The sequence below is a fragment of the Actinomadura darangshiensis genome, assembly GCF_004349235.1.
Lineage (GTDB): Bacteria > Actinomycetota > Actinomycetes > Streptosporangiales > Streptosporangiaceae > Spirillospora > Spirillospora darangshiensis.
Genome location: NZ_SMKY01000022.1, coordinates 24187 through 48856, shown reverse-complemented (window position 1 = coordinate 48856; position 24670 = coordinate 24187). Strand labels below are relative to the sequence as shown.

The window sequence follows — 24670 nt, the reverse complement described above, 5'->3', positions numbered from 1 at the left end:
TCAGAGGGGCGCGCCGGGCTTGTGGGGGGTCTCTTGTTCCGCGGTGGGCACCAGGTCGCGCCAGTCGCTTAGCCGGACGCCCTGCTTGGGTTCGCCGGGGAACATGTTGGGCAGCAGGTGGTACTGCTCGTCGTAGGCGAGGTCGAGCATGCGGAGGCGGTGGTCCAGCCGCTTCTTGATGAACTCGTCGGAGCTCATGGTGTAGCGGCCGGTGTCGGAGGCGGCGAGCCGGAACTTCCGTTCGGTCCATTCCCGGCCGCGCAGCGGGAAATGGTGCATGAGCAGCGACGCCTCGCTTTCGGCCACGGGCCTCCTGCCGGACGGGGCGGCGATCGCGTGCCGGCCCGGCATGAACTGGAGTTCTCCGGGGGCGCGCATGAGGAGCATCTGGTGCTTCCAGTGACCGGCCGGGCAGGACGGGTTGCTGTGCCAGCGGGCGTTCTGCAGCTCGTCGAGAGGGTGGTGCCTGCGCTCGGGCGCGGACGACCTGCTCGGATAGTGTTCGAGCACCCGGCTTCCCACCGTGTCCACCCATGGCGGCAGCGCGTGGGCGAGGTCGCGGATCGTCGAGCCGCCAGGGCCGCGGGGGAACTCGTCGGCGTCGACGACGACCCACCACACCGGGCGTCCCGCGGCCTCCGTCCGCTGGTCGATGAGCTGCGAGATCCGTGCGCTGCGGCGGCGCTCGTCGAACGTGCCGTCGCTGACGTCGCGGATCACGGTGCCGCCCGCCGACACGGCCTCGGCCACCGTGTCGTCGTCGGACGCGTCGTCGATCACGAAGACCTCGTCGGCGCCCTGGAGGAAGAGGTTCCGCACGGTGGCGTAGATGACGTCGTCCTCGTTCCACGCCATGGTCAGGCCGTAGACCAGCGGGGTCGGGCCCGGGACGGCCTCTCGCGGCGAGAAGGTCTGCCAGGTGCGGACGTACCTCCGCCACCACGGCGTCGCCGCGGGGTTGCGCCGGCGGGCGCGGGCCATGGCCGCGTCCAGCAGATAGGCCGGCACGTCGAGGATGCCGGGCTCGGGGCCGTCGCCGAAGGGGAGCCCCTGGGTCGCCGCTACCTTCATGTCCGACCATGCTGCGGTGGGCAGCGCCCCTCTCGTAATCCCCCGATGGACGCGCCTATGGGCACCCGATGGTGCGCCTGATCGCCGATGGGCGGGCCCGGCCCGGGCCGTTAGCGTCCGAGCATGGACATCACGCATCCAGCGATCCGCGAATACCTGCTGTCGCACTGCGCCCCGCCCGACAGCGTGCTCAGCGAACTGGAGGCCGAGACGCGGGCGACCGCGCCGGACATGCAGTCGTCCCACTACGAGGGCGCGCTGCTGACCATGCTCACCCGCGTGATCGGCGCGAAGAAGGTCGTCGGGGTCGGCGTGTTCACCGGGTACACGTCCCTGTGCATCGCCCAGGGGCTGCCCGCGGACGGGCACCTGCTGGCCTGCGAGATCAACGCCCAGTGGAGCGCGATGGCGCACAAGTACTGGGAGAAGGCCGGCGTCGCCGACCGGATCGAGCTGCGCATCGCGCCCGCGATGGAGACGCTGAAGACGCTTCCCGCGGACGCCGACATCGACCTCGGGTACATCGGCGCCGACAAGGCCAACCACCACGCCTACTACGAGGAGCTGCTCCCCCGGCTCCGTCCCGGCGGCGTCATCATCCTCGGGGACGCGCTGCGCGGCGGGCATGTGGTGGACGAGGCGAACCAGTCCGCGGACGTCGTGGCGGTGCGCGAGCTGAACGACGCCGTCACCCGGGACGAGCGGGTCGACTCGATCCTGTTCGCCGCCGGTGACGGCGCCATGGTCGTGCGCAAGCGCTGAGCGAAGGCGGAACCGCCCGGCCGGTGGTGTCCGGTCCGGGCGGGAGGTCCGCCGGTCAGTAGCCCATGCTGCCGCCCCCGTCGACCGGGATCACCGCGCCGGTGACGGCGCCGGCGAGGTCGGAGGCGAGCCAGACCGCGGTGGCGGCCACCTCCTCCAGCCGCGCCGTCCGGCCGAGCGGCACCTCGGCGAGGATCTGGTCGCGGGCGCTCTGCGGGACGTCGGTGGTCATGTCGGTGTCGAGCAGGCCGGGGGCGACGACGTTCACCGTGATGCCCCGCTTGGCCACCTCCCGCGCGAGCGAGCGGGAGAACCCGATGAGGCCGGCCTTGCTGGCGGCGTAGCCGGTCTGGCCGGCGGTGCCCTTGAACCCGGCCACCGAGGAGATGAAGATCATCCGGCCGCGGCGCATCCTGATCATGTCGCGGCTGACGGCCTTGGCCACCCGGAACGCGCCGCCCAGGTTGGTGTCCAGGACCCGGTAGAAGTCCTCCTCCCGCACCCGGGGCAGGAGGCCGATGTCGATGATCCCGGCGTTGGACACCAGGACCTCGACCGGGCCGTGCGCCTCCCGGACCTCCGCGAGCGCCGCCGCCACCTCCTTCTCCTCCGTGACGTCGCACCGGACGCCGAGCAGGCCGTCGGGCACCTCGCCCTTGCGGTAGGTGACGGCCACCGCGTCGCCGGCCGCCGCGAACATCCGGGCGATCTCCAGCCCGAGCCCGCGGGCGCCTCCGGTGACCAGAACGGAACGTGGCATGGGACTCCTCATTCGCTTGGTCTCTGCTGCAACGACCAGAGACTCGGCGAAGCCGGGCCCGGCGGTCGACCCCCTGACGATCGCCTTCTCGACCTGCCCTCTTGGGCAGGGGCGTTCCTGCGGCCGGTCGTGCGTCAATCGGAGGCTTACCGGCGCGGCCGGGGCCTTCCGATGATGGACGTCCGTCCAACCGTGGGCACGACCGCCCGGATGAGGAGACACACATGGGAGGCACGGTGCCGACCGCTGCGGAGCCGATCGGGCCCGACACCGCGGACATGCCGCGCTACGCGGACATTCCGAAGATCAACGTGACCGTGGCGCGCGCAGGCCGCGGCCCCGGTCACCTGTTCCTCACGCCGCAGTCCATCCTGGACCCGGGCGCACCGCACGGGCCGCAGATCGTCGACGACGAGGGCCGCCTGGTGTGGATGCACCCGGTGCCCGAGGGCCAGTACGCCACCAACGTCCGGGTGCAGCGGTACAAGGGCGAGCCGGTGATCACCTGGTGGCAGGGCACCGCGACCAACACGGGCGTCGGCGTCGGCAAGGGGTACATCGCCGACCGCAACTACGAGATCATCGCCGTCGTCAACGCGGGCGGCGGCCAGCCGGTCGACCTGCACGACCTCCTGCTCACCGAGCAGGGCACGGCGCTGATCGTCAGCTACCAGACCAAGCCGCACGACCTGTCGCCCATCGGCGGCGCCACGGACGCCATCGCGCTGGACAGCGTCATCGAGGAGATCGACGTCGAGACGGGCGAGGTGCTGCTGCACTGGAGCGGCCTCGCGAGCGTCCCGCTGGAGGAGAGCGACATGCCCGTGGTGGTCGCCGGCGACATGCCGTACGACCACCTGCACGTGAACGCCATCGGCATCGATTCCGACGACAACCTGGTGATCACCGCCCGGAGCAACTCGGCGCTCTACAAGCTCGACCGCCGCACCGGCGAGATCATGTGGCGGCTCGGCAGCGGCCGCAGCACGTTCGCGATGGACGTGGGCGTCCGCTGCAACTGGCAGCACGACGGGCAGCCGGTGGGCGACAACGTCTACCGCATCTTCGACAACGGAGCGAACGACTACTTCGAGGGCTACGAGTCGCGGATCACCTGGATCCGCGTCGACCCCGAGAAGCGCGTCGCGACGCACGTCAAGTCGCTGTTCCACCCCGAGCACCTGTCGTCGATCGCGGAGGGCAACGCCCAGGAGCTGCCGAACGGCAACGTCGTCGTCGGGTGGGGGCGCGCCGCGCGGGTCTCGGAGTTCTCCCCCGACGGCGAGCTGGTCTTCGAGGCCACGACGCCGTCCGGGCCGGGCTGGACGACCTACCGCGCGTTCCGGTTCGAGTGGGAGGGCCGCCCGGCCACGCCGCCGAAGGCGATCGTGGACGGCGAGAGCGTGCACGCCTTCTGGAACGGCGCCACCGGCGTGGCCCAGTGGCGGCTGCTCGCGGGCCCGGCCGAAGGCGACCTCGCCCCCGTCGACACCGTCGGCTGGGACGGCCTGGACACCGCCATCAAGCTGCCCGCCGCCCTCGGTGCGCGGTTCGTGCAGGTCGAGGCCCTCGACGCGGACGGCAAGGTGATGGACGCGTCCCCGGTCGAGCCGGCCGGAACATGACCTCGACCGTCCACCGTGCCGTCCGGTTCGCGGGCGCGCGCGAAGGCGAGCACCCGTGCACGTGGGGCCAGCTCGACATGTGGCGCGAGATGCTGCGGGAGGGGGATCCGGCGCACGGCAACATGATCGGCGGCGGCTACCTCCCTCCCGGCCACACGCCGGACCAGGTACTGGAGGGCCTCCGCGGCCTGGTCGAACGGCACGAGTCGCTGCGCACCCGGTACCACCCGTCCGAGGACGGGCGGCTCGTCCAGGAGGTCGTCGGAAGCGGCGAGTTCGAGGTCGAGGTGCGGGCGCTGGAGGGCGGCCACGACGAGCTCGCGGCCGCCGCCGGGGAGTGGCTCGGCGAGTTCCAGGCCGAGCCGTACGATCTCGGCAAGGACCTGCCGTTCCGGGCCCGGATCGGTGCGGTGGACGGGGAGGCCCGGGTCGTCGTGCTCGGCATGCCGCATCTGACGGCCGACCTGTTCGGCGGCAGGCTGCTGTTCGACGACCTGGTGCGCGGGCTCGACGGCCGGGAGCCGGTGAGCCCGCCGGGGCCGCAGCCCGCCGAGCTGGCCGAGCTCGAACGGTCGGCGGCGGGTGAGCGCATCCTGCGGCGGTCGCTCGGCCACTGGCGGCGCGTCCTGGACGGCGCGCCGCCGGCGTGCTTCCCCGAGGCCCGCCATTCCGCGATGTCGCCGCGCTACTGGTGCGGCGGCCTGACCTCGCGTGCGACGCCGGCGGCCCTCGAACGGCTGGCCGCCCATCACCAGGTCAGCACTTCCCATGTGCTGCTGGCGGCGGTCGCTTCGCTACTCGGCGACTACACCGGGCGGGACCACTGCCTGGTGCGGATGGTCGTCGGCAACCGGGGGCGGCCCGAACTGCGCAACGCGGTCGGGTCGCTCAGCCAGGAGGTCGCCGCGGCCGTGGAGCTGGGCGGCGACCGGTTCGAGGACATCGTCCGCGCCGCCCGGCTGTCGTCGCTGGAGGCCATGCGGCACGGCCGGTACGACCCCGACATCGTCGCGAAACTCGTCGCCGATGCCGGAGTCGAGCTGGACGTCTACTTCAACGACATGTGGACGGCCACGCGCGACGGCAAGGGGGCGCCGGGAACCGAGGCCGCCCCCAGTGCCCGGACGGACGAGACGACGTTCGGCTGGGAGCAGCACCTGGAGCGGGCGAGCGTCGCGTTCTTCTTCGAGGCGCACGACGTGATCGGCGACCCCGAGGCGGTGCGCCTCAGCCTGATGACGGACACGACGCGCGTCCCCCCGCCCGACATCAAGACGTTCCTGTTCGCGATCGAGAAGCTGCTGACCGATCAGACCGATCTCCTCGGCGGATAGCCCACGCACAAAGCCTGCGGGCCGGCCACTTCCCCTCGGCCGGCCCGCAGGCTTTTTCCTTGCTCAGCTCGTCTCACATATCCGCTGGTAGTTCGCGACGATCCCGGCGCCGCGCGTCTCCGCGTACAGGCGTTCCAGCGAGTCCGGCACGTCTGCGTGCGGCGACAGGAACGAGGGCACGAGGTCGCGCCGGAGCCCCGTCCAACCGACCTCGGCGGGACGGTACGGACGGGTCGACGCCGCCAGCGTGCGGCCGTTGGCCTCGGCCGTGTCCACCGCCTCCAGCGCCTTCTCCAGCTGGAGGTGCGACACCTCCAGCCAGGTGAGCGCCCGCGTGTTGAACTGGGCGCCGGCGAGGCCGGGCGAGCGCACCGCCGCGACCACGATGGGCAGCACCGCGCGGATCGTGAGCATCTCGCAGGCGAGCATGTGCAGTACCGGGGCGGACCGGTCCGGGCCCGCCGCGTCCTTGAAGGGCGGCGCCCAGGCCCGCGTCTGCTCGGGCGCACCGCAGACCGGGCACGCCACGAGGTTCACCCGCACGGACGGCCCCTCCGCGCCGAACTCCACCCGGGGGGCGGGCAGGAGCGCCGCGGCGGCCTCCCGCCGCGCCATCGCCCGCACCGCCGCAACCACCGGCTCAGGCATGGGCGAGCCTCCGATCGCTCAGGGCCTGCCGCACGGCCGCCATCGCCAGCCGTACGCAGTCGTCCCGCAGCGGACCCGCGGCCTCGCGGTCCCGTGTGGAGAGTCCTTGGTCGATCCACGATTCCAGCGCCACCCGCGTCAGCGTGCCGGAGCCGGGCAGCCCCGGGACGAGCCGCGCGACGTCCGCGCCGAGCAGGTAGGCGGCCGCCCACACTTCCGACATCGTGCGGGCCAGTCCGGCGGGGAGCCCGGACAGGTGGGCCGCGCCCGCGTCGAGCACCGCCTCCGGGTCGAACCCCATCAGCGGGCACGCGTCGTACCAGTACCACGGGAACTGGTGCTCGACGGGATCGCCGTAGATCATGCGGATCGAGCAGACCGAGTCGAACAGCTCCACGGCGCAGGCGCCCGGCGGCAGGTCCGGGCCCGCCGCGCCGTCGGCGGGCCACGGCGTGCCGGGCGTGTAGACCGTGGCGCGGAGCCCGTCGCTGTGGCCTTCGACGAGCGACCGCTCGTGGCCGCTGTCCAGCAGGTGCGGAACCGTCGTCACGACCGGGATCCCCTGCTCCCGGCAGAAGATCACGATCATCTCGTCGTCGTCCTGGACCTCGTCGGGGATGCCGGCGAGGTGGTCGGCCAGCGCGCGCGCCTGCTCCACCGGCAGGACGAACGCCTGCGTCGGCGTCCACTCGTAGGGCGACAGCGGGGCGTAGGCCGCGCCCGCGACCGCCGCCCGCCGCACCAGGTACGAGTTGTGCGGGGTGTGCCAGAGGCAGAACAGCGAGACGCCGTGGTCCGGGCGCCCGCTGACCGCGCGGTGCAGCTGCTCCGCGAAACCGGGCACCAGCCGGACGTCGTCCTGCAGCACCATGTGGTGCGTCGCGCCGGGCGCGATCGCCGCCCACGCCCGCTTGGCCGTGCGCAGCGGGCTCGGCCGGCCGTCCGGCTCGGGGTCGGCGACGACCGCCGGGGCGAGCGGAGCGCACGCCCGCACCAGGGCGGGGATCCGCTCCGCGCGCCGCGGGTGGTGCATGATGGCCGCGCTGATGTCGATCATGGGTGGCCGGTGCGCTCCCCGGCCGCCTTCGCCGCGGCGAACAGCCGGTTGAGCGTCTCCACGTCGTCGACGGCGTCCGCCGCACCGCTGACGCAGGGGACGCCCTTGGTCAGGACGTCGAAGAAGTGGTCGAGCTCGGCCTTGAACGGGTCGACGAACGAGCCGAGGGTCTCCGAGCTCACCAGCGAGCCGCCTTCGAGCCGGGACCGCGTCAGCTTGGCGGGCCAGCTCTTCAGGTAGATCGAGGGGTACTCCAGGACGTGGGTCTGCGTGCCCGTCACCGCCCGGAACTCCTCGACGTAGCCTCCCGCGACGGTGTCGAGCGTCATCACGCCCATGCTGACGTGCCGGTCGCCGCCGCGCCAGGTGGCCTCGATGCCGCGGCGGTCCAGGATGTCGGAGGCGGTGAGGATCTCGGGCCTGGCGATGCCGGTGAGGACGCGCAGGCAGTAGATCTCGTGGATGACCAGGTTGTTCAGGACCTCCTCGAAGAGGTGGTCCCAGGACCCGCCCCACTCCGGCGCCCGGTCCGGGGGCGTGAAGTCCAGCGGCCGGACGACGTCGTGGTGCGCCCGGTAGTAGTAGTCCATGGGCAGCGCGGCCTCGGCGCGCAGGTACACCGGGCCGGACTCGCGGTCCAGCGCCGCCTTCAGGTCCTCGAACGCCGAGTCGAACAGGCGGCTGTAGCCGACCATGACGGTCCGGCCGGCCTCCTCCGCCCGGCGTGCGATGTCGCGGGCGTCCTCGGCCGAGTAGCACAGCGGCTTCTCGACGAAGACGTGCATTCCCGCGTCCAGCGCGTCGCGGATGATGGCCGCGTGGTCGCCCGACGTGAGGACGACCAGGACGTCCGCCGGGGCGGTCGCCAGCATTTCGCGGTAGTCGGTGAAGGTGGAATTGACGCCGAAGCGCTCCGCCACCCCTTTCAGCACTTCCGGGTCCCGCTCGCAGATCGCGCGGATGCCGCACACGTCCGAGAGTTCGAGGAGATGCGGCAGATGCATGATCTGCGCGATCTCCCCGCAACCGACGACGTCGACCGTCAGGCGCCTTTGCATGGCCTGGCCTTCACCTTTCGTGAGTTCTTCCGCGGGTTCGGGTCAGAGCCCGTGGGCAGCGGCGATCTTCTGGAGCGAGTCGCGGATGTCGCAGAAGTCCGTGTAGTCGCCGAGGAGGAGGAAATGCGGCAGCGTGATGAACTGGTTCCGGGCCGCGAGCGAGGCGGGCAGCTCGAACTGCCGCGGGTCCAGCCGCTTCAGCATCTCGGCGTCGTACTTCTGCGGCGACCCGAGCGGGTTGTACAGCGTGCAGTCGTTCAGCGGGTCGTGCAGCGGCTCGCAGGTGACGCCGAGCTCGTGGCTGAGCTCGTCCTGCATCGCCGCGACCTCCTCCGGGGAGACCCCGTCGTCGACACGGATGCAGTAGCGGTAGTACGTGCGCCGCGTGTTCCCCTCCTGCAGCGGGACGGGCGAGAACGAGTCGATCTCGGTGAGGAGGTCGTCGAGGAGCGCGGCGGTCTGGCGGCGCTGCTCGTTCTCGGCGTCCAGGTGCCGCAGGCGGCCCAGCAGCACCGCGGCCTGGATCTCCGACAGGCACAGGTTCCGGCCCTGCACGTCGCCGAGGTCCCGCAGGTTGGGGTCGCCCAGCGCCGGGTTCTCGGTGTAGACCCGGCCGTCGGCGCGGTACTGCTCCATGAGCCCGGCGAGCACCGGGTCGCCCGTGATGGACGCGCCGCCCTCGCCGCAGGTCAGCACCTTCGACTCCTGCATGCTGAAGGTCCCGACCGCGCCGATCGTCCCGACCGGGCGGCCCCGGTACTCGGCGCCGTGCGCCTGCGCGCAGTCCTCGATCAGGGCCAGGCCGTGCCGGCGCGACAGCTCGGTGAACGCGTCCAGGTCGGCGGTGCTGCACGCGTAGTGCACCAGCAGGATCGCCTCGGTCTTCGGCGTCACCGCCGCGGCGGCCGCCGCCGGGGACATGCACAGCGAGTCCGGGTCGACGTCGACCAGGACCGGGACGAGCCCGGCGCCCGCCACCGCCGAGGCGCAGGCCACCCAGGTGAGGCCGGGCACCAGCACCTCCGAGCCGCGGCTCAGGCCGAGCCCCTCGAAGGCGATCGTCAGCGCGCTCGTGCCGCTGGTGGTCGGGATGCAATGGTCCACGCCGTGGTATTTCGCGAACGCCTGCGCGAAGCGCCGCTCGTAAAGCTCTTCGCCATTGTGCATTTCGCTGATGGCCCAGCGTCCGCTGCGCAGCGCGCTGAGCGCGATGCGCTCGGTCTCCTCGTCCAGCTTCGGCCAGGCAGGCCAGGGAGTGGTGCGCGTCCGGGCGCCACCGTAAGCCGCGAGGTCTTTTGTGCGATTCCGTACCGCTTCATTCATGGGATATCACCTGACTTCCGGGAGACAACTGCAATGATGAATCGGCCCGGCGCGCGGAGTAATCCCCGGGCGGTCGCTCTGGTGGGCGCACGAATGGCCGCACCGGGCGTGCGCGCCCAGGCGTCGCGAGCCGCCCGCTCAGCCGTTGGGCGAGATCATTCCGGCGGCGACGGTCTCGGCGGTCTCCGCGTCGACGAGGATGAACCCGCCGGTGCGGCGGTTGCGGGCGTAGTCGTCGACGAAGAGGGGCCGGTCGGCGCGCAGCGACACCCGGCCGATCTCGTTGAGCCCCAGTTCGGTGGCCGTCTCGTCGCGGCGCAGGGTGTTGACGTCCAGCCGGTACGCCAGGTCCGCCACCTCGGCGGAGGCGGTGCGGGTGGTGTGCTTGACCAGCAGCTTCGAGCCGGCCGTCAGCGTCCGTCCCGGCGCCATCCAGCAGACCGTCGCGTCGACGTCCTGGACGGCTCGCGGCCGGTCGCCCGGCCGGGCGATCAGGTCGCCGCGCGAGATGTCGATGTCGCCCGCGAGGCGCAGCGCCACCGACATCGGCGCGAACGCCTCCTCGACGGGCCCGGCCGGGCCGTCGATGCGCTCGACGGTGGTGGCCGACCCGGACGGCAGGTGCACCACCTCGTCGCCCGGCCTGAGCACGCCGCCCGCGATCTGCCCCGCGTAGCCGCGCCCCTCGTCCCGGATGACGTACTGGACCGGGAACCGCACGTCGACCAGGTTGCGGTCGGACGCGATGTGGACGTGCTCCAGCAAGTGCAGCAGCGACGGCCCCTCGTACCACGGCATGTTCGGCGACCGCTCGATGACGTTGTCGCCGTGCAGCGCCGAGATCGGGATGAACGTCAGGTCGGCGGCGTCCAGCCCGGCGGCGAACTCCGTGAACTCGGCGACGATCCGCTCGTAGACGGCCTCGTCGTAGTCGACCAGGTCCATCTTGTTGATCGCCACGACCAGGTGCGGGACGCGCAGCAGCGTCGCCAGGAACGCGTGCCGCCGCGACTGCTCCAGGATGCCCTTGCGGGCGTCCACCAGGATGATCGCCAGGTCGGCGGTGGACGCGCCGGTCACCATGTTGCGGGTGTACTGGATGTGCCCCGGGGTGTCGGCGATGATGAACTTGCGGCGCGGCGTGGCGAAGTACCGGTACGCGACGTCGATGGTGATGCCCTGCTCCCGCTCGGCCCGCAGGCCGTCGGTCAGCAGCGCCAGGTTGGTGAACTCCTCACCGCGGGCCGCGCTGGTGCGCTCCACGGCCGCGAGCTGGTCCTCGAAGATCGACTTGGAGTCGAACAGCAGCCGGCCGATCAGCGTCGACTTGCCGTCGTCCACCGACCCGGCGGTGGCGAACCGCAGCATGTCCATCAGAAGTAGCCCTCTTTCTTGCGGTCCTCCATCGCGGCCTCGCTGGTGCGGTCGTCGGCGCGGGTCTGGCCGCGCTCGGTGATCCGCGTCGCCGCGATCTCCTCGATCACCGCGTCCGGGGTGGCCGCGGCCGACTCCACCGCCCCCGTGCAGGACGCGTCGCCGACCGTGCGGTACCGGACGGTGGCCTCGTACGCCGGCTCGTCCTCGCCCCGGCGCGCGTGCGAGATGTCGGCGAGCAGCATCCCGTCCCGCTCGAACACCCGCCGGGTGTGCGCGTAGTAGATGCTCGGCAGCTCAAGCTCGGCGCGCCGGACGTAGTCCCACACGTCCAGCTCGGTCCAGTTCGACAGCGGGAAGACCCGGACGTGCTCGCCGCGCCGGATCCGGGTGTTGAACAGGTTCCACAGCTCCGGCCGCTGGTTCTTCGGGTCCCACTGCCCGAACTCGTCCCGGAACGAGACCATCCGCTCCTTGGCCCGCGCCTTCTCCTCGTCCCGGCGGGCGCCCCCGAACGCGGCGTCGAAGCCGTGCTCCTCGATCGCGTCCAGCAGGGTGGTCGTCTGCAGCCGGTTCCGCGAGGCCCGCCGCCCGGTCTCCTCCACCACCCGGCCCGCGTCGATCGAGTCCTGCACCGAGGCCACCACCAGGCGCACGCCGAGTTCGGCGACCAGGCGGTCGCGGCACTCGATGACCTCCGGGAAGTTGTGCCCGGTGTCGACGTGCATCACGGGGAACGGGATCGGCGCCGGCCGGAACGCGCGCTCGGCCAGGCGCAGCATCACGATGCTGTCCTTGCCTCCGGAGAACAGCAGCACCGGCCGTTCGAACTCGGCCGCCACCTCCCGGATGATGTGGATCGCCTCGGCTTCCAGCACATCGAGCTGGGACAACGTCAGCATGTTCGTCGGGCCTTCCGTGATGAGTGGGACCGGCTTCAGGGCGCCAGCCGGCCGAGCAGGATCTCGGCGATCCGCTCGCGGTGGTCGTCGAGGAAGAAGTGGCCGCCGGGGAGGACGTGGACGTCGTCGCGTCCGGCGGTCGTGTGCAGGTGCCAGTCCTGGACGGTCTCGACCGGCGTCATGGGGTCGTCGTCGCCGGCGAGCACCACGATCGGGCACGTCAGCGGCGGCCCCGGGCGGTAGGCGTAGGTGCCGATCGCCATGAAGTCGCCGCGGAGCACCGGCAGGATCATCCGGGTGAACGCCCGGCTCCGCACCAGCCTCGCGTCGGTGCCACCGAGCCTCGCGACGTCGTCCAGCAGCTCCTGGTCGCTCATCGGGTGCGTGCGCCGCTCCCCTTCGCACGACGGCGCCCGCCACCCGGACGCGAACAGGATCGGGGGCGGGGCGTCCAGCCGCCGGGCCACTTCGTAGGCGACGACCGCCCCCATGCTGTGGCCGAAGAAGGCGGGCGTCCGCCCCGACCGCTCCACCAGCCCGGCGACCTGGGCGGCGGCCAGGTCGGCCAGCTTGTCCAGATCGTCGAGCACCGGTTCGTGGCGCCGGTCCTGCCGGCCGGGGTACTGGACGGCGATCAGCCCGGCCGCCGGGCGCAGCGCCGCCGACAGCCCGTGGTAGGCGCCCGCCGACCCGCCGGCGTGGTGGAAGCAGAGCAGGCTCGGCGCGTCCTCGGCGGCCTCGTGGAACCGCCGGAACCAGCCTCCCCCGGTCTCGGGGCTCGCCATCGCGGGGCCGCCCGTCAGACCGACGCCGGGCCGTGCTCGGCCAGCAGCTCGCCGAACTCCTCCTGGTCGTTGAGCCGGGGGAACGGCTCGTCCGGCACCGGGACGCCGAGGAAGGCGCACAGCGGCTCCCACCCCTGGGCGACCTCGAACACCAGCAGCCGGTCGGCCGGCACCTCCCGGCGGACGGCCGCGATGTGCTCGTCGAAGATCTTCCGCGCGTGGTCGGCGTCGCCGAAGCGCCCCTCGAACAGGCCGTCCCAGACCACCTCTTGCGACATCGTCCGCATCTGGGCCATGACGGGCGAGGGGGTCGGGGTGTCGTCCACCGCGGCGCTGTAGATGGTGTTGTACGCGCTCTTGTACCACCGCTCCGGGTCCCGGACGGTGAGGACGACCTTGGCCTCCGGGAAGTGGGCGACGAGCTCGCGCCAGAACACCGCCCCCGGGAAGTCCACGCTCGACCGGTAGCCCTTGTAGATCTCGTCCCAGTCGACGGGCCGGCCCTGCGCGGCCTGCCGCCACGCCGGGATCTCCTCCGGCTTCTCGAACATCCCGAGCATGTGGTGGCAGGGGCCGAATCCGAGGCGTTCGATCGCCGCCTGCAGCGACTTCGTACCGGTGCGGCCGAATCCGGCGCCGATGACTTCGAGCATGGGGCTCTCCTTTGCAAGAGGTGGTGTGGGTTCAGGCGCCGCGCAGGAGGACGGTCCAGATGGTCGCGCCGGGCCCGAAGGCCATGGCGACGCCGTGCTCGCCGGAGGCGAGCGGCCGGGAAGCCTGAAGGCGCCCGAGGACGTCGAGGACGGCCGGCGCGGCGGTGTTGCCGTACTCGCGCATCACCGTGCGCGCCACCGCGACCGAGTCCTCGGGCAGGTCGAGTTCCGCCGAGACCCGGTCGATGATGCGGCGCCCGCCCGGGTGCAGCGCCCACCAGCGGACGTCGTCGCGGCCGAGGCCGTTGCGGGCGAGCAGTTCGTCGGTCGGGATCGCCACGCTCGACGCGGTCACGTCGGGCATCGTGGGCGCGAGGCGGATGCGGATCCCCCGGTCGCCGATGTGGACCTGCAGGTCGTCGGCGAACTCGGGCGCGTAGAGCATCCGCGTGTCGACCACGTCCAGGCCGGGGCGGCCGTCCTCGGCGGGCCGCATGACGACGGCGGTGGCGCCGTCGCCGAACAGCGTGAGCACCACGGCCGCCTCCTTGTCGTAGGGCGGCGGCTGAAGGTGCGGGGAGAACAGGTCCACGCAGAGCAGCACCGCCGGGCGGCCGTGCACCTCGACCCAGTTGCGGCAGGCGGCCAGCGCGGGGAGGGCGCCGTAGCAGCCCATCGGGCCGATCGACAGGAACTCGGTGCCGGGCGCCATGCCCGTCTCGTGGACGAGCGCGTCCAGTCCCGGTGCGGAGTGCGTGGTGGTGGTGGAGGTGACCAGCAGCCCGACCTCGTCCGGCCGCAGGCCCTCGCGGTCGAGCGCCCGCCCGATCACCTCGCGACCGAGGGCCCGCGCCTCGGCCAGGCTCACGTCCATCCGCCGGCCGGTGCCCCAGCCGCGCGGGTCGTCGGCGAACGGGTTGACCGCCATTCCCTTGGAGTCGATGGCGGAGTTGCGGACGACCTCGGCGACGTGCTCCCCGCCGGGGTCCCCGGCGAAGAGTGCGGCGAACTCCTCCATCTTGACCTGTGGAGGCGACGCGAACGCGACGCCGCTGATCCGTGCAGTGGACATGCCGACCAGGGTGGCCGCGGCGCCGCGCGGCGGATAAGGCTCCGATGGACGCACGAGCGGCCGCCCGATCGGGCGCCCCGGGGCACGTGCGAGATCCGGGGCGTCCGACATGGGAGCGACGGGCGGGTCAGGCGGCGGTGATCATGCCCTGCTTGATGGCGATCACGACGGCCGCGGTGCGGTTGGGCGCGCCGAGCTTCAGCATGACGCTGGTGACCAGCCGCTTGGCGCCGTGGTCGGAGATCGACAGCCGGCGCGCGATCTGCTTGTTGCTGTAGCCCTCGGCGAGCAGGGCCAGGGTCTCGTTCTCCCGCGGCGTCAGGATCGCCGACCGCGACGGGCTGCTCGGCACCGGCGACCCGGCGCGGGCCAGCAGCTCCCGGCCCACCCGGGCGGGCATCGGCATCTCGCCGGTCATCATGCGGTCCAGGGCCTCGCCCAGGTCCGCGGCGGTCAGGTCCTGCTGGATCAGGAACCCGTCGGCGGTCATGGCGCCGAGCAGGCTCGCGCCGGACGCCTCGAACTCGTCGAGCAGCAGCAGCACCCTCGTGCGCGGCAGCGAACCGGTCAGCTCCGTGGCGGCGGAGCTCTCCGCGCTGGTCACGACGATGATGTCGGCGTCCCCCTCGGAGACGGCCGCCTCGGCGGCCTGCCGCGTCGTGCAGTGCCGGATCGATCGGACGCGGGGGAGCATGCGCAGGACGGCTTCCAGCCCCTGCCCGACGACTACGTTCTTCACGTAGATCACGACGCTAAGGCCCCCGGTCATCGTGTCCTCGGTCATGTCGTTTCCCGGCCTCCTCAACCTGCCGTTCCCGGCAGCGCGGTACGGATGGTGCGCCCATTCGGCGGACGTCAGTCATCCAAATCGCTGGCGGCATGGGTACGCCAGGTCTCTGTCGTCTTCCCGACAGAGGACAGAAAAAGAGACCAAATCAGCGAACTTCACACCGGGTCAGTGACGTCACAGTCCCGGCACCGAGGTCGGCGAGTTCCGGCCGCCAGGCGACGAACCCGCCCGGACGGACGGCCGAGGGCTCGCCCGGGACCGCGACGAACGTCCCGCCCGACGCGGTGACCAGGGCACGGCCCGCGGCGACGTCCCAGGCGAACACGTCGGCGGCGACGGCGAGCTCGGCGCGGCCCGTGGCGACGTAGGCCAGGGCGAGCGCCGCCGACCCGATCCGCCGGACGTCGGCCGCGCCCATCAGCTCCGTGAAGAGCGCCATTTCGGCCGGGTCCGGGACGACGCCCGGACGGGGCACATCGGACAGCACCATCGGTACCGCCCGCGCCGGCGGCAGCGCCCGGACGGGCCGGCCATTGCGGCGCAGCCGGCCGCCGGCCGCGGTGTAGAGCTCGTCCCTCGCCGGCTCGTACACGCACCCCCCGGCCGGCTCGCCGCGCACGCTCAGCCCGATCGAGACGCAGAACAGCGGGACGCCCCGCGAGAAGTTGTGCGTGCCGTCGATCGGGTCGACGAACCAGCACACCTCGGCTTCGGCGGCCTCCGCGTCGGGGTCCCGCGGCGCGGCGCCCCCGCCGGCGCCCTCCTCTCCGACGAAGAGCGCGCCCGGGGCCGCCGCGTCCAGCTCGCTCCTGATCATCTCCTCGGCGGCGAGGTCGGCCTCGGTCACCACGTCGTGCTCGTGCGTGCCGGGCTTGGCCAGCGACTCCGTCCCCTCCTCAAGGCACCCCACCAGGTAGCGCCCCGCACGCTCCGCGGCCCGCTCCGCGGCCCGCATCATGCCCTCGACCTCGGCCTCGTCCAGCGCCGTCCCCATCGTCGTCACAGCGCCATCGTCAGCACAGCGCCGTGCGTCCCGCGACCCCTTCGCGTGCATCGCCCGAACGGGCACGCCGTCGGTGCAGGGCGATCGTGCAGGGCACTCACGCAGGGGGAAGATCCGGTCGGCCGTGGCTGGTGGGCGCCCGCCGCGGCGCACGACCCTCCTGACCATGGAACAGGTGCGGAAGGAGTACCGGCCCCGGCACAAGCGGCACGGCCGCGAGGGGCTGGTGTCGAGGCCGTGGCAGATCGCCGGCATGGCGGCGCCGATGGCGTTCGCGCAGCTGCTCTCGGTCCTGGTCCCGATCTCGATCGTCGCCATCATGGGCTGGATGAGCGACGAGGCGATCCACGTCCGCGCGCTCTACACGCCGCTGTTCCTCCTCTTCTTCGCGGTGCAGACCGCCTTCGACATCAGCAACCAGTCGCTGACGGCACTGCGCGCGGGCCGCGGCGAGAAGGACCAGGTGTCGGCGATGCTGAGCCTGGGAGGCGTGTGGGTCTCGGCCGGGGTGGTGCTCGCCGGGGTGCTGAGCATGGCGGCCCCGGCGCTCGCCGACGTCCTCGGCGCCGGGCCGGACGTCCGGGGCCCCTTCGTGCTGTTCCTGCGCTGGATGTCGGTGGCCAACCTCGCGCTGATCTGGCCGGTGCTGTGCGCGTCCACGCTGCGCGGCACGAAGCGCGCGAGCCAGGGGTCGGCGGTCATGCTGGTCTGCAACGTGGTCGAGGTGGGCGGGCTGGCCGGGTTCGGGCTCGGCACCGACATGGGCCTCGTCGCGGTCCCGCTGGCGACGATCATCGCCGGTGGCGTCTCCGGCCTCACCGGGCACATTCTGCTGCTGCGCGCCGGCCTGCTGCACCCGCCGCCGGGCGGGCTGTGGCGGCCGGAGGTGCTCGGCCACCTGCTGCGGACCGGACTGCCGGTGAGCCTGTCCACCACGGTGATGTTCGGCATGAACTTCGCGTTCCTGCTGATGCTGGAGCCGTTCGGCGCGGACGTGCGCGCCGGGTTCACCACGGCGGGCACGATACAGAACCTGGTCCTGATGCCCGGCTTCGTGATCGGCTCCGCGTCGGCGATCCTGATGAACCAGCAGCGCGGCGTGGGCGGCCGGCGGCGGCTCACCTCGGTGCTGGCCTCCGGGCTGCAGGTGACGCTGATCGTCTACTGCGTCCTCGTCCCGGTGCTGTGGCTGCTGCGCGACTCGATCGGGCACCTCGCCACGGGGAACCCCCGGATCGTCGAGGAGATCGGCGGCTACTTCGCCATCGTCGGGCCGAGCTACCTCACGCTCGGGCTCGTCTACACCTCGGTCATGGCGCTCCAGCAGACCGGCGGCGGCGTCGTCGCGCTCTCGGGCAACGCCATCTACGTCCTCGGGACGGTCGGCATCGGCGCGCTCGCCGTCCACGGCGCCGCTTCGCCCACGCCGCTGTACGTGACGATGAGCGCGATGAACGTCTGCGGCCTGGTCGTCGTCATCAGCGCGTTCGTCTTCCTCGGCCGCCAGGACCGACGCAGGCATGCCCATCCAGGCAGTGCACAAGCGCGGTAGCTCTGGGGTCCCGCGGACGCGGACCGCACGGTGACACTGAACCGACCTGGAAAGACGTATGGAGGTGCACATGTCGGGATCGACATTGACCGGTTCCCACGAGGAACTGCGCACGTGGCTGATCGGGCGGATCGCCGAGTACCTGGAGACGGACGCGGCCAAGATCGACCCCAACCTGACCTTCGAGGCGCAGGGGCTGGACTCGATGGCCGCGCTGACCCTCTGCGACGACATCGAGGACGAGATGGGCCTGGTCGTGGAGCCGACGCTGGCCTGGGACCACCCCACCATCGACGCCCTGGCCGGCTTCCTGCTCAAGACCGCCGCCGAGGCCTGAGCATGCGGCTCGCCGAGCGACGCTGGCCGACCGCGCCCACCGGGCCCGAGGTCGCCCTGCTCACCGAGGTCGCCCTGTCCCGGGTGTGGACCGACGGCCCGTGGACGGCCGAGGTCGAGCGGCTGATGGAGAAGGTCACCGGCGCCCCGCACGCCGTGGCGTTCAACAGCTGCACCTCGGCGCTGCACGCCGCGCTGCACGCCATGGGCTGCGTCCGGGGCACGCCCGTCGCGGTGCCCGCCCTGACGTTCGCGGGCACGGTCACCGGGGTCTCGCACATCGGCGCCCGGCCGATCTTCACCGACGTCCGGCCGGACACGCTGACGATGGTGGACGACTTCCCCGAGGCGGACATCGTCCTCGCCGTCGACCTGCACGGGGTCCCGCACCACCTGGGCCGCGAAAGCGTCCCCGGACGGGCCGTGCTGACCGACGCGTGCCAGTCGCTCGGCAGCACGCTCGCGGGACGGCACGTCGGCGCGACCGGCACGCACGCCTGGTCGTTCTCCTCGGCGAAGATCGTCGCCGCCCCCGACGGCGGCGCCATCACCACCGATGACGCGGACCTCGCGGGGAAGCTGCGCGAGCTGCGCGACTACGGGGTGCCGGCCGGGGAGTCGCGCTCCAACGCCGGCGTCGTGTGGCCGGGCGGGCACAACTGGCGCCCGACCGAGCTGTCGATGGCCATGGTGGCGCACCGGCTGGGCGGCCTGGACCACTGGGCCGCCCGCGCCGGGGCCGTCACCGGCAGGCTCCACGAGGCGCTGGACGGGCTCGGGCTCTGGCGGCAGCACGCCCCGGACACGGCCGAGCCCGCCTGGCACAAGGTCCGGTTCGGCCCCGCCGACCTGGACGAGCGCCGGACGGCGGAGATGGAGCGGGACCTGGCCGAGGCCGGTGTGCCGACCCATCGCTGGGGCCGGCTGCCCCTGCACCGCCACCCGGCCTTCGGCGGCCTCGGCTGGCCGAAGGCACCGGCGGCCGACGCCGCGGCCGCGGGCACGCTGTGCCTCGGCACCGAGGCGAGCCCGCCGATGACCTGGAACGACGATGAGGTGGAGACGGTCTGCCGCATCCTGGAAACGACCATAGGAAGCTGACAATGGATACTCATTTCGTACGGGTCGGCATCATCGGCGTGGGGAACTGCGCCCGCGCCCTCCTGGAGGGGACGGCCTACTACCGCGCCACCCCCGACCTGACCGCCGGACTGATGTTCCCCAAGGTCGGCCCGTACGGCGCCGGCGCTCTGGACCCCGTCGCGGCGTGGGACGTCGACGTCGAGAAGGTCGGCAAGGACCTGTGGACGGCACGGGCCAGCGGCCAGAACCTGGACGTCGGCATCCCGCAGGGCGACCTGCTGCCGATCGGCACCGACGTGCGGGTGCAGCGGGCACCGACGCTGGACGGGGCCGGCCGCAAGTACCAGGAGCGCATCACCCTGGCCGACTCCGACACGGGCGACGAGCGCGCGGCGGTCATCGAGCAGATCCGGGCGGCCCGCGTCGACGTGCTGCTCAACTACCTGCCGGTCGGGTCGCAGGAGGCCACCGAGTGGTGGGCCGACGTCGCGCTGGAGGCGGGCGTCGGGTTCGTCAACAACGTGCCGGTGTTCATCGCCCGCAAGGACGAGTGGCGGGAGCGGTTCCGGGCGGCGGGCCTGCCGCTGATCGGCGACGACATCAAGTCGCAGCTGGGCGCGACCTACCTGCACCGCGTCCTCGTCCGGGCGTTCTCCGACCGCGGCATCCGGCTGGACCGCACGTACCAGCTGAACGTCGGCGGCAACATGGACTTCTACAACATGCTCGAACGCGACCGGCTGGAGTCCAAGCGGGAGTCCAAGACCTCGGCGGTCACCGACGCCTACTCCGGTGAGCTGGCCGACGAGGACGTCCACATCGGCCCGTCCGACTACGTGCGCTTCCTCGGCGACACCAAGAAGGCGTTCATCCGGTGCGAGGGACGCGGCTTCGGCGGCGCGCCGATCGACATGGAGATCCAGCTGACCGTCCCGGACTCGCCCAACTCGGCCGGGGTCGTCATCGACGCCGCCCGCATCGCCAAGCTCGCGATGGACCGCGGCGACACCGCGGTCGACGAGTGGGTGTCGGCGTGGCTGTTCAAGGCGCCGCCGCGCGCGGTCGCGCAGGAGTCCGACCAGGTCGCCCGCGAGCGGCTGGGCACCTGGATGTCGGGCACGGGGACGTCCGGCATCGCCTGAGGACGGCGCCTGAGTACCGCAACGCAGTGAGGGGACGGCCGGGTCGCGTGTCAAGCGGCCCGGCCGTCCGGTTTCCCGGCAGACCATGGGAGTACCGATGCGCCAGTCCGAAACCGCCACCATCACCGAACGTCTCGAAGGCCCGGCCCGGCTGGTCTTCGTCTTCCCCGGCCAGGGCGCCCAGTGGGTGGGCATGGGCCGGGGCCTGATGCGGTCGAGCCGTCCGTTCGCCGAGTCGCTGGGCAGGTGCGCCAAGGCCGTCGAGGCCGAACTCGGCTGGTCGCCGGTCGACCGCCTGCACAGCGACGCGCCGCTGACCGCCGTTGACGAGATCCAGCCGACCCTGTGGGCGTTCCAGGTCGCGCTCGCCGACACCTGGCTCGACTGGGGCGTCGAACCGGACCTGCTCCTCGGGCACAGCATGGGCGAGATCGCGGCCGCCACCGTGTCCGGCGCGCTGGGCGTGGACGACGCGGCGGCGGTCGTGTGCCGCCGCGGCCTGCTGCTGAGGGACCTCGGCACCACCGGCGGGATGTGGGCGGTCGGGCTCGGGGAGGAGGCGGCCGTGGAGGCGATCGGCGGTTACTCCGACCGGGTCGCCGCGGGCGTCCTCAACAGCGACAGCTTCACCGTCCTGTCCGGTGACCCGGAGGCGCTGGAGCGCGTCGTCGAGCCGCTGCGGGAACGCGGGGTCTTCACCCGCCGGGTCAGCGTCGGCTACGCCTCGCACGGACCGCAGGTGGAGCCGATCCGGGACGACCTGCGGGCCGCGCTCGCGGAGATCGGCCCCGGAGCGGCGCGGCTCCCGATGCACTCGACCGTTCTCGACCGGCCGGTCGACGGCACCGAACTGGGCGGCGGGTACTGGATGGAGAACGTCCGGCGGCCGGTGCGTTTCGGGCCCGCCGTGCGCTCGATCCTGGCCGGCGGCGAGCCGGCGCTGTTCGTCGAGATCAGCCCCCATCCGCTGCTGGTCTCCGCGGTCGGCGACGCGGTCAAGGCGGCCCGCGCCCCGGCGGGGGCCGTCGCCAGCCTGGTGCGCAGGAAGCCGGACACGGAGACCCTGCTGGCGGCCCTCGGCTCCGTGTACATGGCGGGCCGCACACCGGACTGGACGCGGGTACGGGCGGCCGGGCTGCCCGTGCCGCTGCCCGCCGAGCCGTGGCAGCGCCGGACCTTCTGGGTGGACCCGGCAGGCTGACCCCCACCGGGCGCCCGGACAGGAAGACGCCCTCGATCTCGCGTGAGATCGAGGGCGTCCTGCGCCGGGCTGGGGATCAGCCGATGGTCCCGGCGACGGCCGTGCGCAGTTCACCGGAGCGGACGGCCTCGGTGACCTTGCGGATGTCGTCGTGCAGCGGCCGGTCGCCGTCCAGGAACGGCGACAGCTTGCGGATCTCGGTGTGCGCCGCACTCGTCGCGGGGCTCAGGCACTCCAGCCCCCGCAGGTCGGCGGCCTGGCAGAGGGCGAGCAGGTGGATCGCCGCGACCTCCTGCACCAGGCCCACCACCGAGCGGGCGTCGCGCGCGGCGATCGTGCCCATGCTCACCTTGTCCTGGTTGTGCGCCTCGGTCGACCGGGAGAACGAGGTCGCCGGGGTCGTCCAGCGCAGCGCCTCGGCCACCAGCGACGACGCGCTGAGCTGCATCCCCTTGAAGCCGTGGTGCAGGCCGGCGTCCCAGCTGTCCCCCTCGAACCGCGGGATGAGGTTGGGCGTGAGGCCGTTGTTGAACTTCTCGTCCACGACGAGCTCCAGCTGCCGGTCGAGCAGGTCCCCGACGCTCGCCACCGCGATCTTCAGCGAGTCCATCGTCTGGCCGACGTGCCCGCCGTAGAAGTTGCCGCCGTTCAGGACCGTCCCGTCCGGGTGGAAGAGCGGGTTGTCGTTGGAGGAGTTGACCTCGATCTCCAGCATCCGCTCCGCCCATTCGAGCGTGTCGCGCAGCGCCCCGACGACGTGCGGGGAGCAGCGGACCGAGTAGCGGTCCTGGATGGGACGGTCGAGCTGGCGGTAGCCGTCGCCGTTCCACGTCTCGTCCGCCCCCGGGGCGCCGGCGTCCGGCTCGTCCCCGCTCAGCAGCTCCCGGACGGTGCGCGCGCTGGTGAGCACGCCCTCGTGCGGCTTCTGCCGGAAGAGGAAGTCGTCGAAGTGGGCGGGATTGCCGTTCAGCACCTGGCTCGCCAGCGCGGTGCACAACTCGGCCACGAACGCCAGCTCGGTCGCGTCGTGGGCGGCCAGCACGGCGAAGCCCGACATGAAGGAGGTTCCGTTGACCAGCGCCAGGCCCTCCTTCGCCTCCAGGGCGATCGGGGTCAGCCCGGCGTCGGCGAGCGCGTCGGCGGCCGGCCGGATCCGCTCCGCGTGCCGGACCTCGCCCTCCCCGGTCAGCATCCGCGCCACATAGCTGAGCGGCACGAGGTCGCCGCTGGCGCCGACCGAGCCGCGCTCCGGGATCATCGGCAGGATGTCGTGGTTGAGGCAGTCGAGCAGCAGCCCCACCACCTCCGGCCGGATGGCCGAGTAGCCCCGGGCCAGGCAGTTGGCCCGCACGACCAGGGTCGCGCGGGTGACGTCCGGCTCGGCGTCCGGGCCGGTGCCGCAGCCGAGGAAGCGCAGCAGGTTCTCCTGCAGCGCCGCGCTCTTGTCCTCGCTGACCTGCCGGGTGTTGCTGTCGCCGAACCCCGCCGTCACCCCGTAGATGGGCAGCCCGGCGGCGATGAGCTCCCGCTTGACCTTGGTGGTGACGTCCATCTGGTCGACGGCTTCGGGGGCGAGCGCCACGCGCGGCCGCCGCGGCCGGCGCGCGACCGCGACGGTCTCCGCCAGGGTCAGCCGGTGGCCGTCGAGCAGCAGGTCCGGCGCATCGTTCGGGCTGGGTCGCTCCGCGGAGAAACTGTCCGCCATATGCCTTCCCCATTCTCATTCAGGCGATAAGGGAAGTCTGATCACGGCGCGGCCCGCGGATAATCCCTGAGCCGCCGCGCTCCCGCGCTGCCTGGATGGGCATGCCTGCCGCCGGCGGCCTCCAGGTAGCCGTCCATCAGGCCCCACGACGAGGTGAGGCGGACCTCGCGGCGGGCGAACCTCGCGGCCAGCGCCAGCAGCCGCCGCCGCAGCTCCCCCGACAGCGGGGCGCCCGCGCTGAACAGCAGGCTCAGCCGGTCGAAGACGCACTTGGCGAGCGCGGAGTCGCGTTCGAGCTCGTCCGCCAGCAGCGCGAACCCGGCGGGCACGTTGAAGTGGACGTTGGGCGAGACGTCCGCGAGGTTGCGGATGCTGCGCGGGAACAGCTCGGGGGTCGGGCCGCCGTCGTCGATGTGCAGGGTGCCGCCGGTCGTCAGCACCATGTGCAGGTTGTGGTTGCCGCCGAAGGTGTGGCTCCACGGCAGCCAGTCGACCAGCGTGATCGGGCGCTCGGACGGCAGCGGCCAGACCTGCCGCATCATCCGCTGCACCGCGCAGAGCATCCGGTGCGTGTTCGGCACGGCCTTCGGGCGCCCCGCCGGGCCGCCGGTGAACATGATCTTGGCGACCGAGCCGGACCTGACCCGCGCGCGTGCCGCGGCCAGCCGCTCGTCCGGGACGGCCTGGAGCAGCTCGCCGAACCGCACCCCGCCGGACGGCCGGCCGGGGTCGCGGCCGTGCCCGAGGACGGTCAGCGGCGCCAGCTCCCGCAGGGCCTCCAGCGCCGCGCCGTACTCGTGCCCGTCCTCCGCGTACACCGCGCCGGGCCGGGCGATGCCGGTGACGGTCCGCAGCCGGTCGTGGCCGCCGGCCAGCGAGTACGCGGTGCTGAGCGAGGCCACCGGGATCCCGGCGATGTAGCCGGCCAGGGTGAGCAGCAGGTGCCGCAGCGAGTTGCCGGACAGCACCACCAGCGGGCGGTCCGGGCCGAGACCGCGTTCCAGCAGGGCCTGGCCGAGCGACTCCGCGCACGCGAGGGCCTGGCCGTAGGTCAGCTCCTCCCAACCCGGGCCCCGCCGCTCGGCCGCGAGCACCGCGGCGGGCCGCCGCCGCGCCCACCGGTACAGCGGGCGCGCCAGATCGGGGTCGCCGGGGGCGGGCGGCTCGGCCGGCGACAGCGGCGGCGCCCCGTCGGCGCGCCGCCGCAGCTCGGTCTTCGGCTCCGCGAATATCCGCGGATTCACATTGGGCACCGGCACTCCCCCGGGGGTTAGGGAATGGAAGGGAAAACGTCCTCCGATAAACGCCTGCACCCTACGGCGGAACCTGTCGCGGTCACATCGCCGCTGGCGGGAACATTCGACGTCCCGATGCGGGCATGCCCACAAGAACACCGCGAAGTGCGCGCGAAAGACGCTTGGAGGGCATTGCCCG

General features: G+C 72.5%; 23 protein-coding genes. 8 read left to right on the top strand and 15 right to left on the bottom strand.

The genetic code is table 11. From position 1 onward, the window contains the following. Nucleotides 1–1071 (bottom strand): glycosyltransferase family 2 protein, encoded by a 1071-nt coding sequence (locus tag E1293_RS07610; protein ID WP_132195286.1) that lies wholly within the window; start codon nucleotides 1069–1071, stop codon nucleotides 1–3. A gap of 123 nt (nucleotides 1072–1194) precedes the next feature. Between E1293_RS07610 and E1293_RS07605 the strand changes: the two genes are divergently transcribed. Further along, the gene (locus tag E1293_RS07605; RefSeq protein WP_132195284.1) at nucleotides 1195–1833 is read left to right on the top strand and encodes an O-methyltransferase; all 639 of its coding nucleotides are present in this window, start codon (nucleotides 1195–1197) and stop codon (nucleotides 1831–1833) included. 55 nt (nucleotides 1834–1888) lie between these two features. Here E1293_RS07605 and E1293_RS07600 read toward each other — a convergent pair whose 3' ends face one another. Then, entirely contained in the window at nucleotides 1889–2593 is a 705-nt protein-coding gene (locus E1293_RS07600; RefSeq protein ID WP_132195282.1) for an SDR family oxidoreductase, read from the bottom strand. A 224-nt stretch (nucleotides 2594–2817) separates the two neighbouring features. On the opposite strand from E1293_RS07600, the gene E1293_RS07595 reads away from it, so the two are divergent. Both E1293_RS07595 and E1293_RS07590 read left to right on the top strand, forming a co-directional pair. Next, on the top strand, nucleotides 2818–4218 hold the full coding sequence (locus E1293_RS07595; RefSeq protein WP_132195280.1) for an arylsulfotransferase family protein: 1401 nt from the start codon (nucleotides 2818–2820) through the stop codon (nucleotides 4216–4218). Further along, nucleotides 4215–5552, top strand: coding sequence for a condensation domain-containing protein (locus E1293_RS07590; protein ID WP_132195278.1), 1338 nt, complete (start codon nucleotides 4215–4217; stop codon nucleotides 5550–5552). The genes E1293_RS07595 and E1293_RS07590 overlap by 4 nt, the downstream gene beginning before the upstream one ends. Nucleotides 5553–5615: 63 nt before the next feature. On the opposite strand, the gene E1293_RS07585 is transcribed toward E1293_RS07590, so the two are convergent. The 11 genes from E1293_RS07585 to E1293_RS07535 all read right to left on the bottom strand — a co-directional run bounded on the left by E1293_RS07585 (nucleotide 5616) and on the right by E1293_RS07535 (nucleotide 16208). After that, nucleotides 5616–6200 (bottom strand): hypothetical protein, encoded by a 585-nt coding sequence (locus E1293_RS07585; protein WP_132195276.1) that lies wholly within the window; start codon nucleotides 6198–6200, stop codon nucleotides 5616–5618. Next, entirely contained in the window at nucleotides 6193–7257 is a 1065-nt protein-coding gene (locus tag E1293_RS07580; RefSeq protein WP_132195274.1) for a hypothetical protein, read from the bottom strand. The genes E1293_RS07585 and E1293_RS07580 overlap by 8 nt, the downstream gene beginning before the upstream one ends. Further along, complete coding sequence (locus E1293_RS07575; RefSeq protein ID WP_132195272.1) at nucleotides 7254–8315, bottom strand: Gfo/Idh/MocA family protein; 1062 nt, start codon at nucleotides 8313–8315, stop codon at nucleotides 7254–7256. Before E1293_RS07575 ends, E1293_RS07580 begins: the two co-directional genes overlap by 4 nt. Before the next feature lie 42 nt (nucleotides 8316–8357). Then, a complete protein-coding gene (locus tag E1293_RS07570; protein WP_132195270.1) occupies nucleotides 8358–9638 on the bottom strand; it encodes a DegT/DnrJ/EryC1/StrS family aminotransferase in 1281 nt (426 codons plus the stop codon). 138 nt (nucleotides 9639–9776) lie between these two features. Beyond that, the gene (locus E1293_RS07565; protein ID WP_132195268.1) at nucleotides 9777–11012 is read right to left on the bottom strand and encodes a sulfate adenylyltransferase subunit 1; all 1236 of its coding nucleotides are present in this window, start codon (nucleotides 11010–11012) and stop codon (nucleotides 9777–9779) included. Next, nucleotides 11012–11914 (bottom strand): sulfate adenylyltransferase subunit CysD, encoded by a 903-nt coding sequence (gene cysD, locus E1293_RS07560; protein ID WP_132195266.1) that lies wholly within the window; start codon nucleotides 11912–11914, stop codon nucleotides 11012–11014. The genes E1293_RS07565 and cysD overlap by 1 nt, the downstream gene beginning before the upstream one ends. Nucleotides 11915–11949: 35 nt before the next feature. After that, nucleotides 11950–12699 carry a thioesterase II family protein gene (locus E1293_RS07555; protein ID WP_132195264.1) on the bottom strand — a complete coding sequence of 250 codons (750 nt, stop codon included), beginning with the start codon at nucleotides 12697–12699 and terminating at the stop codon, nucleotides 11950–11952. Between the two features lie 14 nt (nucleotides 12700–12713). Next, the gene (locus E1293_RS07550; RefSeq protein ID WP_132195262.1) at nucleotides 12714–13352 is read right to left on the bottom strand and encodes a sulfotransferase family protein; all 639 of its coding nucleotides are present in this window, start codon (nucleotides 13350–13352) and stop codon (nucleotides 12714–12716) included. A 31-nt stretch (nucleotides 13353–13383) separates the two neighbouring features. Further along, complete coding sequence (locus E1293_RS07545) at nucleotides 13384–14424, bottom strand: type III polyketide synthase (protein WP_132195260.1); 1041 nt, start codon at nucleotides 14422–14424, stop codon at nucleotides 13384–13386. 127 nt (nucleotides 14425–14551) lie between these two features. Continuing rightward, the gene (locus E1293_RS07540; RefSeq protein ID WP_132195258.1) at nucleotides 14552–15208 is read right to left on the bottom strand and encodes a response regulator transcription factor; all 657 of its coding nucleotides are present in this window, start codon (nucleotides 15206–15208) and stop codon (nucleotides 14552–14554) included. Between the two features lie 151 nt (nucleotides 15209–15359). After that, nucleotides 15360–16208, bottom strand: coding sequence for an inositol monophosphatase family protein (locus tag E1293_RS07535; protein WP_243716082.1), 849 nt, complete (start codon nucleotides 16206–16208; stop codon nucleotides 15360–15362). 175 nt (nucleotides 16209–16383) lie between these two features. Between E1293_RS07535 and E1293_RS07530 the strand changes: the two genes are divergently transcribed. From E1293_RS07530 to E1293_RS07510, 5 genes are all read left to right on the top strand, one after another. Then, the gene (locus tag E1293_RS07530) at nucleotides 16384–17769 is read left to right on the top strand and encodes an MATE family efflux transporter (protein WP_165978121.1); all 1386 of its coding nucleotides are present in this window, start codon (nucleotides 16384–16386) and stop codon (nucleotides 17767–17769) included. A 70-nt stretch (nucleotides 17770–17839) separates the two neighbouring features. Then, on the top strand, nucleotides 17840–18106 hold the full coding sequence (locus E1293_RS07525; protein WP_165978120.1) for an acyl carrier protein: 267 nt from the start codon (nucleotides 17840–17842) through the stop codon (nucleotides 18104–18106). Between the two features lie 2 nt (nucleotides 18107–18108). Beyond that, complete coding sequence (locus E1293_RS07520; RefSeq protein WP_132195250.1) at nucleotides 18109–19206, top strand: DegT/DnrJ/EryC1/StrS family aminotransferase; 1098 nt, start codon at nucleotides 18109–18111, stop codon at nucleotides 19204–19206. A gap of 2 nt (nucleotides 19207–19208) precedes the next feature. Then, entirely contained in the window at nucleotides 19209–20330 is a 1122-nt protein-coding gene (locus tag E1293_RS07515; protein ID WP_132195248.1) for an inositol-3-phosphate synthase, read from the top strand. Nucleotides 20331–20427: 97 nt separating this feature from the next. After that, the gene (locus tag E1293_RS07510; RefSeq protein WP_165978119.1) at nucleotides 20428–21531 is read left to right on the top strand and encodes an acyltransferase domain-containing protein; all 1104 of its coding nucleotides are present in this window, start codon (nucleotides 20428–20430) and stop codon (nucleotides 21529–21531) included. A gap of 76 nt (nucleotides 21532–21607) precedes the next feature. Here the strand turns inward: E1293_RS07510 and E1293_RS07505 are convergent, their stop codons facing one another. Continuing rightward, nucleotides 21608–23236, bottom strand: coding sequence for an HAL/PAL/TAL family ammonia-lyase (locus E1293_RS07505; protein WP_132195244.1), 1629 nt, complete (start codon nucleotides 23234–23236; stop codon nucleotides 21608–21610). A gap of 41 nt (nucleotides 23237–23277) precedes the next feature. Beyond that, a complete protein-coding gene (locus tag E1293_RS07500) occupies nucleotides 23278–24489 on the bottom strand; it encodes an AMP-binding protein (RefSeq protein WP_165978118.1) in 1212 nt (403 codons plus the stop codon). Nucleotides 24490–24670: the final 181 nt, after the last annotated feature.

What these genes read in the sequence shown, in the direction of transcription:
- E1293_RS07610 (WP_132195286.1), bottom strand. Translation starts at nt 1,071, where the DNA reads ATGAAGGTAGCGGCGACCCAGGGGCTCCCCTTCGGCGACGGCCCCGAG.
- E1293_RS07605 (WP_132195284.1), top strand. Translation starts at nt 1,195, where the DNA reads ATGGACATCACGCATCCAGCGATCCGCGAATACCTGCTGTCGCACTGC.
- E1293_RS07600 (WP_132195282.1), bottom strand. Translation starts at nt 2,593, where the DNA reads ATGCCACGTTCCGTTCTGGTCACCGGAGGCGCCCGCGGGCTCGGGCTG.
- E1293_RS07595 (WP_132195280.1), top strand. Translation starts at nt 2,818, where the DNA reads ATGGGAGGCACGGTGCCGACCGCTGCGGAGCCGATCGGGCCCGACACC.
- E1293_RS07590 (WP_132195278.1), top strand. Translation starts at nt 4,215, where the DNA reads ATGACCTCGACCGTCCACCGTGCCGTCCGGTTCGCGGGCGCGCGCGAA.
- E1293_RS07585 (WP_132195276.1), bottom strand. Translation starts at nt 6,200, where the DNA reads ATGCCTGAGCCGGTGGTTGCGGCGGTGCGGGCGATGGCGCGGCGGGAG.
- E1293_RS07580 (WP_132195274.1), bottom strand. Translation starts at nt 7,257, where the DNA reads ATGATCGACATCAGCGCGGCCATCATGCACCACCCGCGGCGCGCGGAG.
- E1293_RS07575 (WP_132195272.1), bottom strand. Translation starts at nt 8,315, where the DNA reads ATGCAAAGGCGCCTGACGGTCGACGTCGTCGGTTGCGGGGAGATCGCG.
- E1293_RS07570 (WP_132195270.1), bottom strand. Translation starts at nt 9,638, where the DNA reads ATGAATGAAGCGGTACGGAATCGCACAAAAGACCTCGCGGCTTACGGT.
- E1293_RS07565 (WP_132195268.1), bottom strand. Translation starts at nt 11,012, where the DNA reads ATGGACATGCTGCGGTTCGCCACCGCCGGGTCGGTGGACGACGGCAAG.
- cysD (WP_132195266.1), bottom strand. Translation starts at nt 11,914, where the DNA reads ATGCTGACGTTGTCCCAGCTCGATGTGCTGGAAGCCGAGGCGATCCAC.
- E1293_RS07555 (WP_132195264.1), bottom strand. Translation starts at nt 12,699, where the DNA reads ATGGCGAGCCCCGAGACCGGGGGAGGCTGGTTCCGGCGGTTCCACGAG.
- E1293_RS07550 (WP_132195262.1), bottom strand. Translation starts at nt 13,352, where the DNA reads ATGCTCGAAGTCATCGGCGCCGGATTCGGCCGCACCGGTACGAAGTCG.
- E1293_RS07545 (WP_132195260.1), bottom strand. Translation starts at nt 14,424, where the DNA reads ATGTCCACTGCACGGATCAGCGGCGTCGCGTTCGCGTCGCCTCCACAG.
- E1293_RS07540 (WP_132195258.1), bottom strand. Translation starts at nt 15,208, where the DNA reads ATGACCGAGGACACGATGACCGGGGGCCTTAGCGTCGTGATCTACGTG.
- E1293_RS07535 (WP_243716082.1), bottom strand. Translation starts at nt 16,208, where the DNA reads ATGGGGACGGCGCTGGACGAGGCCGAGGTCGAGGGCATGATGCGGGCC.
- E1293_RS07530 (WP_165978121.1), top strand. Translation starts at nt 16,384, where the DNA reads ATGGAACAGGTGCGGAAGGAGTACCGGCCCCGGCACAAGCGGCACGGC.
- E1293_RS07525 (WP_165978120.1), top strand. Translation starts at nt 17,840, where the DNA reads ATGTCGGGATCGACATTGACCGGTTCCCACGAGGAACTGCGCACGTGG.
- E1293_RS07520 (WP_132195250.1), top strand. Translation starts at nt 18,109, where the DNA reads ATGCGGCTCGCCGAGCGACGCTGGCCGACCGCGCCCACCGGGCCCGAG.
- E1293_RS07515 (WP_132195248.1), top strand. Translation starts at nt 19,209, where the DNA reads ATGGATACTCATTTCGTACGGGTCGGCATCATCGGCGTGGGGAACTGC.
- E1293_RS07510 (WP_165978119.1), top strand. Translation starts at nt 20,428, where the DNA reads ATGCGCCAGTCCGAAACCGCCACCATCACCGAACGTCTCGAAGGCCCG.
- E1293_RS07505 (WP_132195244.1), bottom strand. Translation starts at nt 23,236, where the DNA reads ATGGCGGACAGTTTCTCCGCGGAGCGACCCAGCCCGAACGATGCGCCG.